Below are 16,108 nucleotides of genomic sequence, written 5' to 3'. Positions count from 1 at the left end.
GGTGGGACACGATCAGGACCCTTCGGTCGGGGCGGCGGGCGACGTGGTAACGGGGGGAACGGCCGGCACGACGGTTGGCACGACGGCCGAACCGGGCGGACGCCCGAGGGCGCGTTCCGTGTCGAGAGCGTGCTGCAGGATGATGGTCGCTGCGACCTGATCGATCACGGGGCGCTGCGTTTTTGTCTTGCGGCCGGCGGTGCGGAGGACGCCCTGGGCCGCGACGGTCGAGAGCCGTTCGTCGACGAGGCGCACGGGGACGGGAACGGCCAGGGCGAGCACCTCCGCGAAGCCGACGGCGTCATTCGTCGACGCGGTGTGGTTTCCGGAGAGGGCGAGGGGCAGGCCGACGATGACCTCCATGGCGCCGAGGTCCCGGACGACCGCACCGATGCGCGCGATGTCGGCGACTCCGTTCCCGTCCCGGGGCACGGTCTCGACGGGGGTCGCCAGCATGCCGTGCGGGTCACTCATCGCAAGGCCGATCCTGGCCTTGCCGACGTCGACTCCGACCCGCACGCCATGCCGCATTCTTCAGCCCGCGATCGTGGTGCGGACGGCCACGAGGGCGCCCGCGATCTTGTCGACGTCGGTTCCGCCGCCCTGGGCGAGGTCGTCCTTGCCACCGCCGCCGCCGCCGAGGATTCCCGCGACAAGCTTCGCGAGGGCGCCGGCGCGCTGGCCGGAATCCCGTGCTGCCGCGTTGGTCGCCACGATGATCACGGGTTTGTCGTCGACCACGGCGGCGAGTGCGACCACCGCGGGGTCGGAGCCGAGTTGCGCCCGGGTGGCCGTGACCAGCATCCGCACCTCATCGGGAGAGTGCAGGGTGCCGAGGTTCTCGGCGACGAGGCGTACCGCGCCTGCGCGCTGGGCTGTCGCGACGAGCGCGGGGACACGTTCCGTGAGTGCCTTCGCCTCGAAGGCCGCGATCTTCTTCTCCGCGGCCTTGAGGCTCGTGAGCAGCTCACCGATGCGTTCGGGCAACTGTTCCTTCGGCGTCTTGAGGTTGGCGGTCAGCTGGGAGACGATCGCCCGCTCCGCCGCGAGGTCGCGGAAGGCCTCGAGGCCCACGAGGGACTCGACGCGGCGGTTCGTGGACCCGACGGAGGCCTCGCTGACGAGATTGATCATTCCGATCTCGGCGCTCGAACCGACGTGGGTGCCCGCGCAGAGTTCCCTGGACCAGGGTCCGCCGATGTCGACGACGCGGACCCTGTCGCCATACTTCTCGCTGAAGAGCGCCATGGCCCCGAGGGCCTTCGCTTCTGCGAGGGGAAGCTCACGGGTGATGACGGGCAGGTTGTCGCGGATCGCGTTGTTGGAGATCTCCTCGATCTCGCTGCGGGTCGCGGCCGAGAGCGCCTGGTTCCAGGAGAAGTCCAGTCGGAAGAAGCCGGCCTTGTTGTACGAGCCGGACTGGTGCGCATTCGGGCCGAGGACCTGGCGGAGTGCTGCGTGCAGCACGTGGGTTCCGGAATGGGCCTGGCGGGCGCCGCGGCGCCAGTCAGGGTCGACGACGCTTGTCGCGGGGTCTCCGACACCGACCTCCCCGCTCGTGACGTGCACCTTGTGACTGATCAGGCCCTTGACGGGCTTCTGGACGTCGAGGACCTCGAGCTCGTAGCCGCGACCGACGATGATTCCGGCATCGGCTTCCTGGCCGCCGGACTCCGCGTAGAGCGCGGTCTCGCCGAGGATCACTTCGGCGATGTCGCCGGCGACCGCCTTCGTGACGGACGCGCCGTCGACGATGATTCCGAGCACGCTGGATTCGGTCTGCAGTTCCTCGTATCCGGTGAACACGGTCTCGCCGGTGGCACGGAAGGCGCTGTAGACGGAGAGGTCGGCGAGGTGGGTCTTCTTGGCTTTCGCGTCGGCCTTTGCCAGCGAGCGTTGCCTGGCCATCAGTGCGTCGAATGCGGACCTGTTGACGCTGAGCCCGGCTTCCTCCGCCATCTCGAGGGTGATCTCGATCGGGAATCCGTAGGTGTCGTGCAGCAGGAACGCGGTGTCCCCCGGCAGTTCCGTCTTCTGCGCCTTGATCGTCTTCGCGACCGCGACGTCGAGCACGGTGCTGCCGCTCGCGAGGGTGCGGAGGAAGGTCTCCTCCTCCGCGTATGCGCCCTGGCTGATCCTGGCGTAGTCGCCGTGAACCTCGGGGTATGCGCTCATCATGGCGTCCCGCGCGGCGGGGAACAGTTCGGGGAAGGTCGCCACGTCCACGCCGAGCAGGCGCATGGCGCGCACGCTGCGGCGCATCAGGCGACGGAGGATGTAGCCGCGACCCTCGTTGGACGGCGTCACGCCATCGCTCATCAGCATGAGGGAGGAACGCACGTGGTCTGCGACGATGCGCATCCGCACGTCGTCGTCGTGGACGGCGCCGTAGCGGCGTCCGGAGAGCGCGGCCGCGCGGTCGAGGACCGGGCGGACCTGGTCGATCTCGTACATGTTCTCGACGCCCTGCTTGAGGAAGGCGACGCGTTCGAGACCCATGCCCGTGTCGATGTTCTTCTTCGGCAGGTCGCCGAGGATGACGAAGTCGTTCTTGCCGGTGCCCTCGCCCCTCAGGTACTGCATGAAGACGAGGTTCCAGATTTCGACGTATCGGTCGTCGTCCGTTGCGGGCCCGCCGTCGGCTCCGTAGGCGGGGCCGCGGTCGAAGAAGATCTCGGAGCAGGGGCCAGCGGGTCCCGGCTGGCCGGTCGACCAGTAGTTGCTGTCCATTCCGAGGCGCTGGATACGGTCTTCAGGGAGGCCGAGTGCGCGCCAGTAGCGGAACGCCTCGTCGTCGTCCTGGTAGACGGTGACCCAGAGGTCCTTCTCCTGGAATCCGTAGCCGCCGTCGGCCTCCGACGTCGTCAGGAGCTCCCAGGCGTAGCCGATGGCCTGTTCCTTGAAGTAGTCCCCGAAGGAGAAGTTTCCGTTCATCTGGAAGAACGTGCCGTGGCGCGGCGTCTTGCCCACTTCTTCGATGTCGTTGGTCCTGATGCATTTCTGCACGCTCGTGGCCCGGGGATACGGCGCGGGGACGAGGCCGGTGAGATAGGGCACGAAGGGCACCATCCCGGCGACGGTGAACAACAGGGTGGGGTCGTCGCTGACGAGCGACGCCGACGGTACGACGGTGTGTCCGCGGTCGGCAAAGAAGTCGAGCCAGCGCCCGCGAATTTCAGCAGTCTGCATGGGTTCCGTAGTTCGTTGAAGAATGAATAGGCGAAAAAGTTGCGGGGGTCGAGCGGATGCTCAGGGGCGGGTCGTTCCGCCGAGTGCGTCCGTTCCGGCGTCGGCGACGTCGCCGAGGGCGTCACGAAGCTCGGCCTCGCGCTTGCGGTAACCGTCGGAGATGGCTTCGCCGAACTCGCGGGCCTTCGTGTCGAGGTCACTGAAGAACAACTTGCCCTGACGAGTGTTGTTGGCTTCATGCGCGATCAAGAATCCGACGCCGACCCCGATGACCAACCAGATGAAATTCTTCATGACAAATGCTCCCTGAACGGTGTGGAGACCCTGATAAGAAATGCGCGATGGCCGCGCGTGTGGTGCGGCCGGCGTATCCCGGACTCGACCAGCCTCTTTCCAGCGTAGCCGACTACCCGCGCCGACGGCCTGCGCGCGTCGGGGATGCGGCGCGGAAACCCGCCCTGACGGCGGCGGAGAAGCCTGCGAGTTTGATGAGCGGTCCGCCGACGGTCGCGGCGAACAGTGCGACGAGTGCCGAGACATTACCCGTCACATCCGCGACGTTTCCGGTGATCGTGTCGACCCTGGCCAGCTGTTTGTTGGTTTCCTGCAGGGTCGTCGTGGTTTCAGAGAGAAGCGGTGTGACGTTTTCGCTCAGCTCATGGATGGCCAGGGTCGTCTCGTCGAACACCCGGCCGAGCTTGAGCAGCGGGACGGCGAGGAGCCCGACGAGAACGGCAAACACGACGGCGGCGGCGAGGCCCGCGATATCTCCACCTGACACTGGTGACTCCATCCATTCCGAGAGGGGCATGCATTGGCACCCGGCGTTCAACACCGGTTAACGCACGAAGCGGACCACCCCTTGGGGTGATCCGCTCTCCAGCGTAGTTCAGATGCCGCCAGACGACGGGCAGGGGAACTTAGCGGGCTGCGTAGTACTCGACGACGAGCTGGACTTCACACGTCACGGGGATTTCGATGCGCTTCGGGCGACGCACGAGGCGGGCCTGCAGCTTGTCGATCTCGACCTCGAGGTACGGCGGGAGCTTCGGGAGCACGTCGACGTGTCCGCCGGCAGCGGCGACCTGGAACGGCTCCATGCCCTCGCTGCGCGCCTTGACGTGGATGAGCTGGCCCGGCTTCACGCGGAAGGAGGGGCGGTCGACGAGCTGGCCGTCGACGAGGATGTGACGGTGCACGACCATCTGGCGGGCCTGCGCGGTCGTGCGGGCGATTGCCGCGCGAACGAGAAGGGCGTCAAGACGGGTCTCGAGGATCTCGACGAGGTTTTCACCGGTCAGGCCCTGGGCGCGACGGGCCTCTTCGAATGCGATCTTGAGCTGGGCTTCGCGGATGCCGTACTGGGCCCTTAAGCGCTGCTTTTCGCGGAGACGCACGGCATAGTCGGAATCGGTCTTGCGCTTGGTGCGGCCGTGCTCGCCCGGAGCGTACGGACGCTTCTCGAGGTAGCGGGCGGCCTTCGGGGTCAGGGCGATGCCCAGGGCCCGCGAGAGGCGGGTCTTACTGCGGGTACGTGACTTGGTAGACACGGTGTCCTTTCAATGGAACGAGCAACAGAAAAAGTGGAATCCAGGGCGTCCGCGCGTGCGCCGGCGTCATGGGAGATCAGAGGGGTGTGCCACGGGGCGCCCGGCTACAGGGCTCCCACTCCAACCTGGAATCGGACGCAGCCGCATGCCGATGCCAGTCGTAGGCCTCAACAGATTACCACACCGAACTCGAGCGGCCGTGCCCGCGCTGGACCTGGTGCGGGGGCCCGCAGTCACTCACCGCGGATGATCCGGCGCAGCTTGACGAGGCGTGCCGACACTTCTCGTTCGTTGCCGTGTTCTGTGGGTTCGTAGTAGCGAACGGCCTTGAGCTCGTCCGGCGGATACTGCTGCTGCACGACGCCGAGGGTGTCGTCGTGCGGGTAGCGGTAGCCCTTGCCGTGCCCGAGTCGTTTCGCGCCCGCATAGTGGGCGTCGCGCAGGTGCTTCGGCACCCGGCCGGTCTTGCCCGCGCGGACATCAGCGATGGCCGCATCGAGCGCCATATATGCGGCGTTGGACTTGGGTGCGGTCGCGAGGTGCACAACCGCCTGGGCGAGTGGGATCCGCCCTTCCGGCATCCCGATCAGCTGCACGGCGTCAGCGGCCGCCACGGCGATCACGAGGGACTGGGGGTCTGCCATACCGATGTCTTCCGAGGCCAGGACGATGATGCGGCGCGCGATGAACCGCGGGTCTTCGCCGGCCTCGATCATCCTCGCAAGGTAGTGCAGGGACGCATCGACGTCCGAGCCGCGTACCGACTTGATGAAGGCGCTGATCACGTCGTAGTGCTCGTCGCCGTTGCGGTCGTAGCGCAGGAGGGCCCTGTCGACGGCGAGGGCGACCGTGTCGCTCGTGATGACCGGGCGGGCATCGGGCTCGCGCGCGGCATCGTCCCCCGCGCTCGATGCCTCAGCCCCTGAATCGGCAGCCCCTGAAGCGGCAGCCGCTGAAGCAGCAGCCCCTGAAGCAGCAGAGACGGATGCCGCCTCGAGCGCCGTGAGGGCACGGCGGGCGTCGCCAGAGGCGAGCCTGATGATCGTGGCGCGGGCGTCGGGTTCGAGCACGAAGCGATCGGCGAGACCCCGGGCATCCGTCACTGCCCTGTCGATCACGACCCCGAGGTCTTCGTCGCTGAGCGTCTCGAGGGTGAGGAGGAGGGACCGGGAAAGGAGGGGTGCGATCACGGAGAAGGAAGGGTTCTCGGTCGTTGCGGCGACGAGGATGATGACCCCGTTTTCGACGCCGGGCAGCAACGCGTCCTGTTGGGCCTTGCTGAATCGGTGGATCTCGTCGAGGAAGAGCACGGTCGACAGTCCGTAGAGGTCGCGGCTCGTGCGCGCCTCCTCCATGACCTGCCGCACGTCGCGCACGCCGGCGGAGACCGCGGAGAGTTCGACGAAGCGGCGGCCGGAGCTGTGCGCGATCGCCTGGGCCAGGGTGGTCTTTCCGGTGCCGGGCGGACCCCAGAGAATCACCGAAACCGCACCGCGCTCCCCAGACTTGTCGCTCGCGAGGCTGACCAGGGGGGAACCAGGGGTGAGGAGGTGCCGTTGGCCTGCAACTTCAGCGAGCGTCGTCGGGCGCATCCGTACCGCGAGGGGAGTTGCGCCGCTGCGCAGTCCGGGCTGTCCATCGACCATCCCTCCAGCGTAGTTCGCACCGCTGACACCGGCGTTCGGGCGGCAGTGCTCGCGTTGTAGAGTTCAAGCTGGTTGCGGAACAAGTCCGCGTGAATTCCTGGAGGACAGCCGTGGCAGCGAACAAGAAGCAGGATCGCGACGAGCGCGAGGCCCGCATCCGGGTTCGCGGGTACCAGGCACGTCGGGCTGTGCACGAACACCAGCAGTCTCGCCGCCGCAGGGACAACGTCGTGGCAGGCATCGCCGTCGTCGTCGTCGCCGTGCTCGCCGTCGTCGCCCAGGTCTACTTCTTCAACGGCGGTCCGGGCACCCCGGCGCCGAGCTCCTCCGCAACCGCAACGCCCGCCGCCACACCGACGGCCACCCCGGCCGCCGGCGCGAACACCGGAACCGTCCCACCGAGCACGCTCGCCCAGGGTCGCACCTGGACGGGAACCCTCGGCCTCAACGGCATCGACCTCGGAATCACACTCGACGGCGCAGCGGCCCCGCAGGCGGTCTCGTCCACGATCAGCCTGGTGCAGGCCGACTTCTACTCCGACCTGACCTGCCACCGGCTGACCACCTCTGGCATCTTCGTTCTCCAGTGCGGAGACCCGAAGGGCGACGGCTCCGGCGGCCCGGGCTACAGCTACGGCCCCGTCGAGAACGCGCCTGCCGACAACGTCTACCCGGCCGGAACGATCGCGATGGCGCGGCAGAGCGCCAACGGGTTCAGCCAGGGCAGCCAGTTCTTCATCCTCTATCAGGATTCGACCATCCCTGCCGATGCCGCGGGCGGCTACACCGTGATCGGCCATGTCACGAGCGGGCTCGACCAGGTGAAGGCCCAGATCACGGATGCCGGAGTCGCCGACGGTTCGACGGACGGCACCCCCAAGGTCACGACCTTAATCAGCGCCTTCAGCGTGCAGTAGTTCCAGCCGTCCGGGCCTTGCAATAGGCTTGACCGGGTATTGGCCCAGTGTGGGCACACACACATCGACATCTAAGGTGAGACTCTTGACTACGACAGATCAGCAACCATGGGGTCGCGTAGACGAATCCGGCACGGTTTTCGTGCGCGAAGCGTCGGGCGAACGCGCGGTCGGCCAGTATCCTGACGCGACGCCGGAGGAAGCCCTGGCCTACTTCGAGCGCAAGTACGTCGAACTCAACGGACAGGTCACCCTTCTCGAGCAGCGCGCCAAGGGCGGCGCTCCGGCTGCGGACATCGCAAAATCGGTTTCGCACCTCGCGAAGACCGTTGCGACGGCCAACGCCGTCGGTAACCTCGCCGCCCTCGTTGAGCGTCTCGGCGCCCTCGGCGGCGCCGTCAGCGAACTCACGGAGCAGCAGGGTGCCGAATCCAAGGCCGCCGCCGTCGCCGCCGTCGCCGAACGCGCCGCGATCGTCGAGGAGGCCGAGGCGCTCGCAGCGGAAGACCCCGCCAAGACGCAGTGGAAGCAGACGAGCGCCGCCCTCGACGCCCTGTTCGCCAAGTGGCAGGCACACCAGCACGATGCCCCCCGCATCCCCAAGGGTGAGGCCAACGAGCTCTGGAAGCGTTTCCGCGCGGCACGCACGACCATCGAGCAGAACCGCAAGGCGTTCTTCGCCGAGCTCGACACGGCCCACAAGGACGTTCGCAACCGCAAGCAGCAGCTCATCGAGCAGGCGGAAGCGCTTGCGCCGAAGGGCGCGGACGGGATCCCCGCCTACCGCACGCTGCTCGACGAGTGGAAGCTCGCAGGCCGCAGCGGCAAGAAGCAGGACGACGCCATGTGGGCGAAGTTCAAGGCGGCGGGCGACGTGCTCTATTCCGTGAAGTCGGAGATCGACGCCCAGGACGACGAGGAATTCGCCGGGAACCTCGTCGAGAAGCTCGCGCTCCTCACTGAAGCCGAAACCCTCCTCACCGAGACCGACCGCACCAAGGCTCGCACGACCCTCAGCTCCGTGCAGCGCCGCTGGGACGCGATCGGCAAGGTTCCGCGCGACTCCGTCAAGCTCGTCGAAGATCGCATGCGCAAGGTCGAAGCCGCCGTCCGCAAGCTCGACGACGATCACTGGGTACGCAACAACCCGGAGACCAAGGCTCGTACGGAGGGCCTCGCCGGCCAGCTGCACGACGCGATCGCCAAGCTCGAGGCCGAACTCGCGACCGCCGAGGCAGGAACGGACGCCCGCGCGATCAAGGACGCCCGCGAAGCGCTCGAGGCCCGCAAGGCATGGCTGAAGGCCATCGGCCAGTAGCCGACCATACAGTCCGTCCACAGGCGACGGGGCTCGGTATCTGTCCACAGATCACGGCGCCCCGTCGCTTCCGTGTTTCCTCCAGGCGCATCCTGTCCAGGTGTCCGACCGGCTCCCCGACGTCCTCTCCCCCGGCGATCTCCCCATCGCCGAACTCTCAAGCCTGTGCCTGGACGGCGAACTGTTCCGGGTCGGTGATTGCTGGAGCCCGCTGGACGTCGCGGAAGACCGGGACCAGCGGGCGCGGTCCCTGGCCCGGCTTGTCCCGGTTCGGGCGATCGCGGAACGGCTGACCGCCGCGTGGATCCATGGCCTCGCTCCCGAGCCGCAGCGTCACCAGTTCTGCGTGCCCATCACAGCTCGGGCCTATTTCCCGCCGTCACCGCGCTTCGGCGTGCGCGAGGTCGTCTGTGACCCAGAGCACATCGTCCGCCTCGGTGCCCGCCCCGTGAGCCGGGCCGGCGCCCGGGCGGGCGGTCTTCTCGTCACCCGGCCGCTGCGCACAGCACTCGACCTCGCGCGCTGGCCTCCCCCTGAGCTCCCTGCCCCGGCTCCGCTGATCGCGGCACTGCTCCGCCTGGCCGGCCACCCGGACACCTCGGCGGCAAGGCTCGCGTGTGCAGTCGACAGCCTGCCGTACACCCACAGGGCGCTCGTCCACCTCCAGGCCGCGGAAACAGCCATGGGGTGCGTGCCTGGCCCTGGGCTGCCGGGCCCTAGCCGTCGTTGACGCGGTAGACGTCGTAGACGGCGTCGATGCGACGCACGGCGTTGAGCACCCGGTCGAGGTGGGTCGTGTCGCCCATCTCGAAGACGAAACGACTGATCGCCAGCCGGTCGCTCGAGGTGTGCACCGTCGCAGAGAGGATGTTGACGTGGTGCTCTGAGAGCACCCTGGTCACATCCGACAGCAGCCCGGAGCGGTCGAGGGCCTCGATCTGGATCTGGACCAGGAACAGGCTCTTCGACGTCGGAGCCCAGTCGACCTCGATCATCCGCTCCGGTTCCTTGAGCAGCGACTGCACGTTGCGACAGGATGCCTGGTGCACGGACACTCCGGCGCCGCGCGTGATGAAACCGACGACCTTGTCGCCGGGAACCGGAGTACAGCAGCGGGCGAGCTTGACCAGGATGTCCGGGGCGCCGCGGACGAGGATCCCGGAGTCGCTGTTGCGCAGCGTCTGCGTGCGTCCGTTCGGTGCGAACGGCAGGTCGGTCGCATCGCTCTCCTCGACGCTCTGCAGGGTCGCGACGACCTTCTCCAGCACAGACTGCGTGCTGATGTGCCCCTCGCCGACGGCGGCGTACAGCGCGGAGACATCCTCGTACTTCATCACCGCCGCAACCTCGGCGAAGGAGTCCTGGTTCATCAGTTTCTGGAGGGGAAGGTTCTGCTTGCGCATCGCACGGGCGATCGCGTCCCTGCCCTGTTCGATGGCCTCGTCGCGACGTTCCTTGGTGAACCACTGCCGGATCTTGTTCCGTGCCCTCGGGCTCTTGACGAAGTTGAGCCAGTCCTTGCTCGGCCCGGAGTCCGGGTTCTTCGAGGTGAACACCTCGACGACGTCGCCCGTGACCAGCGGGCTCTCGAGCGGAACCAGTCGCCCGTTGACCTTCGCGCCCATGGTGCGGTGGCCGACCTCCGTGTGCACGGCGTAGGCGAAGTCGACAGGGGTCGCGCCCGTCGGCAGGCCGATCACCCGGCCCTTCGGAGTGAAAACGTAGACCTCCTTGGCGCCGATCTCGTAGCGCAGGGAGTCGAGGAACTCGCCGGGGTCCGCGGTCTCTGCCTGCCAGTCTGAGATGTGCGCGAGCCAGGCCATGTCCGTGTCGCTCTGCGGGCCGGGCCCGGAACTCTTTCCCGTGGTCTGTTCCTTGTACTTCCAGTGCGACGCGACGCCGAACTCGGCGCGCTGGTGCATCTCCTGGGTACGGATCTGGATCTCGACGGCGCGACCGCTCGGGCCGAGCACCGTCGTGTGCAGGGACTGGTAGAGGTTGAACTTGGGTGTCGCGATGTAGTCCTTGAACCGGCCGGGCAGCGGCGTCCAGCGGGCGTGGATCGCTCCGAGCACGGCGTAGCAGTCGCGCACCGAGTTCACGAGCACGCGGATGCCGACGAGGTCGTAGATCTCGTCGAACTCACGTCCCCGCACGACCATCTTCTGGTAGATGGAGTAGTACTGCTTGGGCCGACCGGCCACCTTACCGCGGATGCGTGCGGCCTTGAGGTCCTCGACGATCGCGTCGATGACGTGCTGCACGAATTCCTCGCGCTGTGGGGTGCGCTGCTTGACGAGGCTTTCGATCTCGGCGTAGAGCTTCGGGTACAGGACCGCGAAGGACAGGTCCTCGAGCTCCCACTTGATGGTCTGGATCCCGAGGCGGTGCGCGAGCGGCGCATAGATCTCGAGCGTCTCCGTCGCCTTGCGCACTGCGGACTCGGCGGGGACGAAGCCCCAGGTACGCGCATTGTGCAGGCGGTCGGCGAGCTTGATGATCAGCACCCGGATGTCCTTGGACATCGCGACGATCATCTTGCGCACGGTCTCTGCCTGGGTGCTGTCGCCGTACTTGACCTTGTCGAGCTTGGTCACTCCGTCGACGAGCATGGCGATCTCGTCGCCGAAGTCCGCGCGCAGCTGATCGAGGGTGTATTCGGTGTCCTCGACGGTGTCGTGCAGGAGGGCGGCTGCGACGGTCTTCGGCCCGATGCCGAGATCGGCGAGAATCTGGGCGACGGCCACCGGATGCGTGATGTACGGTTCGCCGCTGCGTCGCACCTGGCCCTCGTGGGCGTGTTCTGCGGCGGTGTACGCGCGTTCGATGATCGACAGGTCGACCTTCGGGTGGTGCATCCGCACAGTCCGGAGGAGGGTGTCCACGGCGCCGACGGGCTGGGCGCGGGAGAAGATCCTCGGCACGAGTCGCCGGAGGGAAGCGGCCGGCAGCGGCGCGTTCGGTGGCGGTGTCGTCGTTTCCGTCATCTCACACCTCGTTCGCGAGCGCCCGGCCAATCCCGGGCATCCAGCAATTATCGCGCCTTTTTCGACCGTTCCGTGCCGCACCCGGGTATTTCGCCGTGGGGCGGCACGGTTGACCGCATTTCGGCGGGGCTAGACGGTGACGCGGACGTCCGTCTTCGGCGCGGAGGACGCCTTGGCGCGGAGAGCAAGCGCCTTCTTGTCACGCTTGCGCACGGCGGGCTCCCTGGTGCGGAGCTGGGCGTACAGCGGCGAGGCGATGAAGATGGTCGAGTACGCGCCGGCCACGATACCGATCAGCAGGGCGAGCGAAATGTCGCGCAGGGTCCCGGCGCCGAGGACGAACGCCCCGATGAAGAGGATCGATCCGACCGGGAGGATCGCGACGACGGAGGTGTTGATGGAGCGCACCAGGGTCTGGTTCACCGCGAGGTTGACCGAATCGGCGAAGGTCCTGCGCGACTCCGGGCCGTCTTCGCGGGTGTTCTCGCGGATCTTGTCGAAGACCACGACGGTGTCGTAGAGGGAGTAGCCGAGAATCGTCAGGAACCCGATCACGGCGGCCGGTGTGATCTCGAACCCGGTGATGCCGTAGAACCCGGCGGTGATGATGAGGTCGTGCAGCAGCGCGACCATCGCGGCGAGCGACATCTTCCAGGTGCGGAAGTACAGGGCCATCCCGATCGCGGCGAGCACAAGGAAGATCCCGAGGCCCCTGAGGGCCTGGCCGGTGATGTCCGCGCCCCACGACGGGCCGATGAACGATGCGGTGACCTGCTCGGCGGGTACGCCATACGCGTCGGCGAGTGCTGTGCGCATCTGCCGGGTCGCGTCGCTCGACAGCTGGTCCGTCTGGATGCGGACGCCGGTGGTGCTGACGTTCGACACCTTCGGAACCGCGGACGGCTCGATGCTCGTCACGGCCTTGACGGCGAGGGACTGGTCCTGGTTCGCGACGTCGCTCACGACGAATTCGGAGCCGCCGGTGAATTCGATTCCGAAGACGAAACCGCCGCGAAGCTGGGGTACGACGAGGGCGATCAGGATCGCGATACCGGCGAGGGAATACCAGAGCTTACGACGCCCGATGATGTTGAAGGAGCGCTTGCCGGTGTGCAGGTCGTTGCCGAACTGGGAGAAGCTGGCCATTAGGAATCCTTCCCGTCGGTCGACCGATCCGTGGAGGATCCGACGAGTTCTGATGCCTTGCGCTCGGCGATGGTCTGCCGCTTGGCGGCCTCACGACTCGCGGAAGACAACTTGGCCGAAGCGACCTCGTCGGAGGGCCGGAACTTCGCCCTGCCTCGGTAGGTGGCCCCGAGAGCTCTCGGGTCCAGCCCGCTGAAGCGGTGGCCCTCGCTGAAGAATCTGGTCTGGGCGAGCAGCTGCAGCGTCGGGTGGGTGAAGAGCGCCACGACCGCGACGTCGACGATCGTCGTGAGGCCGAGCGTCAGGGCGAAGCCCTTGACGTTTCCGACGGCGACGATGAAGAGCACGCCCGCGGCGAGGAAGTTGACCGCGTCCGAGGCGAGGACCGTGCGGATGGCACGCTTCCAGCCCGCTTCCACTGCCGATTCCAGTCCGCGACCGTCGCGCAACTCGTCGCGCACTCGTTCGAAGTACACGATGAAGGAGTCCGCCGTGATTCCGATGGCGACGATCAACCCCGCCACGCCGGCGAGCGAGAGCCGGTAGCCCTCACGCCAGGACAGGATCGTGATCAGCAGGTAGGTGATGACGGCCGCCACGACGAGGGAGGCGACCGTGACGAAGCCGAGCAGCCGGTACTGCAGGAGCGAGTACAGCACGACCAGGATGAGTCCGATCAGCCCGGCGATGAGGCCGCTCACGAGCTGGGTCGAACCGAGGGTCGCGGAGATGGTGTCCTGGCTCTGCACGGTGAAGCTCAGGGGCAGGGCGCCGAATTTCAGCTGGTCCGCGAGCACCTTCGACGATGCCTGGTCGAAACTACCGCTGATCTGGGCATTGCCGTCCGTGATCACGGCGAGGGTGCGCGGTGCGGAGATAACCTTGCCGTCGAGCACGATTGCGAACTGGTTCTGCACGCCGGTGAGCCCGCTCAGCCGGGTGCTGACCGTTGCGAAGTCCTTGGTGCCCTGCTCGTCGAACTTGATGTTGACGACCCACTCGCCGGTGGTGGCACCGGACTGGGTCGTCTTCTGGCCGTTGGTGGCGTCGGAGACGTTCTCGCCGCTGACCTCCACCGGGCCGAGAATGTACTTGACGGAGCCGTCTGTCTCACAGGTCACGAGCGGCTGGTCGGCCGGTGCGACGTTGGAGGTGTCGATGGTCGAGCAATCGAAAGCGTCGTACTTCGCCTGGAGCGCCGGGGTGACCCAGCTGAGGTCGCTGCCGTTGGTGGGGACGGCCGTCGGCGTGCTCGACAGGCTCGGGTCGACCGTCGCCGCCGGGGTCGGCGTTGCGGTGCCGTCGGCGCCGACCGCGGCCGTCGAGGGCGCTGCGGCGACCAGGACGGGACGGAACTCGAGCTTCGCGGACGATTCGATCCGGTTGATGGTTGCGTCGTCGGGGATTCCCGGGATCGACACGACGATGTTCTGGCCGCTCGTGTTAATCTCCGCCTCGGACACACCGGAGGAGTCGATGCGCTGCCGGATGATCGACACCGCCTGGTTCAGCTGCTCCTGGGAGACGGACTGACCGGACTCGAGCTTCGGCGCGAGGATGATCTGCGTGCCACCCTCGAGGTCGAGAGCCAGCTTGGGCGTCCACGATCCTCCGGCGGTGAGGACACCGAAGAGGTTGACTGCGATCAGGCCGATGACGATCACCCCCAGCCACGTCAGGGAACGCCAGGCCTTCTTGGCCGGAGTCGACTTTGCCACCTTGGAACTCAGCTTTCTATACGCGTGCGGGCGCCACGAGGACGCGAGCCGGGCGAGGGTTGGTTACGCGTCGCCCTTGGTGGGGTCGCTCTTGGTCGAATCGGTTGCGGGCGCCTCGTCGGCGACACGCTCGCCGAACTCGGGTTCGCCCAGGACGATCGCGTCGTCTTCGTTGAGCCGGGCCGTACGGGAGTCATCCAGGGAGGACTCGAGTTCGGCGTCCGCTTCGTCGCCAGACTCGTCGGTGACGGCGGGCTCGACGACACGGGAGATCGCCTGGCGGTGCATCTGCACGACGGTGCCGGGAGCAATCTCGAGCTCGACCTTGTTTGCTTCCTCGTCGATCGACAGAATGGTTCCGTACATACCGAAGTTGGTCATGACGTTCGCGCCCGCGACCATCTGCGACTGCAGCGATGCCTGTTCCTTCTGGCGCTTGCGGCCGTTGCGGAACATAAAGAACACCAGCAGCGCCAATACGGCGAGCATCACGAGAGTCAACGGATCCATAGTGCAGCAAAGCCTTTCAGTTGCGGCGCGGTGGCCGAAGCGTGGTGTACATGCGGCTCGGAGCGAACCACATCGAATTATAGGTCATCAAGCGGAAGGGCGGGTTGGCGGCCGACGTCGTTCGGATCGGCGAGCCCGAAGTGCCGCCAGGCGGCCGCGGTGGCCAGGCGACCGCGCGGGGTGCGCGTGAGGAAGCCTATCCGTACCAGGAACGGCTCCACGACAGACTCGACGGTCTCGGATTCCTCACCCACCGAGACGGCGAGGGTGTTCAGTCCGACCGGCCCACCCCCAAAACGGGTCAGGATGATGTTCATGACCTCGCGGTCGAGCCGGTCGAGGCCGATCGGGTCGACGTCGTAGAGCTCGAGGGCCGCGTGGACGGCCGCGAGGTTCGCCGCACCGCCGTGGACGAGGGCATAGTCGCGCACCCTGCGCAAGAGCCGGTTCGCGATGCGGGGCGTTCCCCGGCAGCGGCCGGCGATCTCGGCGATGGCCTCCCTGTCGATGTCGAGGTCGAGCATGGTCGCCGCACGGGCCAGGACCTGTTCCAGCTCCTGGCTCGCATAGAACTCGAGGTGCGCCGTGAACCCGAAGCGGTCGCGGAGCGGGTTCGGGAGCATCCCGGACCGGGTCGTCGCGCCGACCAGGGTGAACGGCGCGAGGTCGAGCGGCACGGAGGTGGCGCCGGCGCCCTTGCCGACCATGATGTCGATCCGGAAGTCCTCCATGGCCAGGTAGAGCATTTCCTCAGCGGACCTCGCCATCCGGTGGATCTCGTCGATGAAGAGCACCTCGCCCGGCACGAGGGAGGACAGCACCGCAGCGAGGTCTCCGGCGTGCTGGATGGCGGGGCCGCTCGACATCCGCAACGGGCGGTTGCCCTCGTAGGCGATGATCATCGCGAGGGTGGTCTTGCCGAGGCCGGGAGGGCCGGCGAGCAGGATGTGGTCAGGCGTACGATTCTGCATCGTTGCTGCGGTGAGCATGAGCTGCAACTGGCCGCGCACCTTCTGCTGGCCGACGAATTCCCTGAGGCTGCGCGGCCGGAGCGCGCCCTCGAAGGCGAGCTCGGCCTCACCCTCGAGAAGCGGGCTCGTCAGTTCGACGCCGGGGTCAGGAGTGCC

The 16,108-nt window shown here is 67.2% G+C and carries 14 protein-coding genes; 3 read left to right on the top strand and 11 right to left on the bottom strand.

Annotated elements, in window-relative coordinates; translation table 11 throughout:
* Window positions 1-12 precede the first annotated feature (12 nt).
* From ruvX to QN350_RS05105, 6 genes are all read right to left on the bottom strand, one after another.
* Complete coding sequence (ruvX, locus tag QN350_RS05130; protein ID WP_322140009.1) at window positions 13-531, bottom strand: Holliday junction resolvase RuvX; 519 nt, start codon at window positions 529-531, stop codon at window positions 13-15.
* 3 nt (window positions 532-534) lie between these two features.
* Window positions 535-3,189 (bottom strand): alanine--tRNA ligase, encoded by a 2,655-nt coding sequence (alaS, locus tag QN350_RS05125; RefSeq protein WP_322140010.1) that lies wholly within the window; start codon window positions 3,187-3,189, stop codon window positions 535-537.
* Window positions 3,190-3,249: 60 nt separating this feature from the next.
* Entirely contained in the window at window positions 3,250-3,483 is a 234-nt protein-coding gene (locus QN350_RS05120; protein WP_134531993.1) for a hypothetical protein, read from the bottom strand.
* Window positions 3,484-3,595: 112 nt separating this feature from the next.
* Window positions 3,596-3,970 (bottom strand): DUF948 domain-containing protein, encoded by a 375-nt coding sequence (locus QN350_RS05115; protein ID WP_281535107.1) that lies wholly within the window; start codon window positions 3,968-3,970, stop codon window positions 3,596-3,598.
* Window positions 3,971-4,109: 139 nt separating this feature from the next.
* The gene (rpsD, locus tag QN350_RS05110) at window positions 4,110-4,739 is read right to left on the bottom strand and encodes a 30S ribosomal protein S4 (protein ID WP_134449457.1); all 630 of its coding nucleotides are present in this window, start codon (window positions 4,737-4,739) and stop codon (window positions 4,110-4,112) included.
* A gap of 233 nt (window positions 4,740-4,972) precedes the next feature.
* Window positions 4,973-6,385, bottom strand: coding sequence for a replication-associated recombination protein A (locus tag QN350_RS05105; protein WP_322140011.1), 1,413 nt, complete (start codon window positions 6,383-6,385; stop codon window positions 4,973-4,975).
* A gap of 110 nt (window positions 6,386-6,495) precedes the next feature.
* Between QN350_RS05105 and QN350_RS05100 the strand changes: the two genes are divergently transcribed.
* The 3 genes from QN350_RS05100 to QN350_RS05090 all read left to right on the top strand — a co-directional run bounded on the left by QN350_RS05100 (window position 6,496) and on the right by QN350_RS05090 (window position 9,350).
* Window positions 6,496-7,302, top strand: a complete 807-nt coding sequence (locus QN350_RS05100; protein ID WP_322140012.1) for a peptidylprolyl isomerase — start codon at window positions 6,496-6,498, stop codon at window positions 7,300-7,302.
* Window positions 7,303-7,387: 85 nt separating this feature from the next.
* Complete coding sequence (locus QN350_RS05095; protein ID WP_322140013.1) at window positions 7,388-8,620, top strand: DUF349 domain-containing protein; 1,233 nt, start codon at window positions 7,388-7,390, stop codon at window positions 8,618-8,620.
* Window positions 8,621-8,720: 100 nt separating this feature from the next.
* On the top strand, window positions 8,721-9,350 hold the full coding sequence (locus QN350_RS05090) for a type IV toxin-antitoxin system AbiEi family antitoxin (RefSeq protein WP_322140014.1): 630 nt from the start codon (window positions 8,721-8,723) through the stop codon (window positions 9,348-9,350).
* On the opposite strand, the gene QN350_RS05085 is transcribed toward QN350_RS05090, so the two are convergent.
* The 5 genes from QN350_RS05085 to ruvB all read right to left on the bottom strand — a co-directional run bounded on the left by QN350_RS05085 (window position 9,337) and on the right by ruvB (window position 16,084).
* Window positions 9,337-11,607: a RelA/SpoT family protein gene (locus QN350_RS05085; RefSeq protein WP_134532002.1), complete on the bottom strand. Its 2,271-nt coding sequence runs from the start codon at window positions 11,605-11,607 to the stop codon at window positions 9,337-9,339. The two genes, QN350_RS05090 and QN350_RS05085, sit on opposite strands and share 14 nt — an antisense overlap.
* A 129-nt stretch (window positions 11,608-11,736) precedes the next feature.
* Complete coding sequence (gene secF / locus QN350_RS05080) at window positions 11,737-12,753, bottom strand: protein translocase subunit SecF (protein WP_322140015.1); 1,017 nt, start codon at window positions 12,751-12,753, stop codon at window positions 11,737-11,739.
* Complete coding sequence (gene secD, locus QN350_RS05075) at window positions 12,753-14,471, bottom strand: protein translocase subunit SecD (RefSeq protein WP_322140016.1); 1,719 nt, start codon at window positions 14,469-14,471, stop codon at window positions 12,753-12,755. The genes secF and secD overlap by 1 nt, the downstream gene beginning before the upstream one ends.
* 63 nt (window positions 14,472-14,534) lie before the next feature.
* Window positions 14,535-14,981, bottom strand: coding sequence for a preprotein translocase subunit YajC (yajC, locus tag QN350_RS05070; protein WP_322140017.1), 447 nt, complete (start codon window positions 14,979-14,981; stop codon window positions 14,535-14,537).
* Between the two features lie 77 nt (window positions 14,982-15,058).
* Window positions 15,059-16,084: a Holliday junction branch migration DNA helicase RuvB gene (gene ruvB, locus QN350_RS05065; protein WP_281536051.1), complete on the bottom strand. Its 1,026-nt coding sequence runs from the start codon at window positions 16,082-16,084 to the stop codon at window positions 15,059-15,061.
* Window positions 16,085-16,108: the final 24 nt, after the last annotated feature.

Source organism: Cryobacterium sp. 10I5 (assembly GCF_035019865.1).
Lineage (GTDB): Bacteria > Actinomycetota > Actinomycetes > Actinomycetales > Microbacteriaceae > Cryobacterium > Cryobacterium breve_A.
The sequence above is the reverse complement of the archived record's forward strand: the minus strand, read 5'-3'. Positions and strand labels throughout refer to the sequence as shown.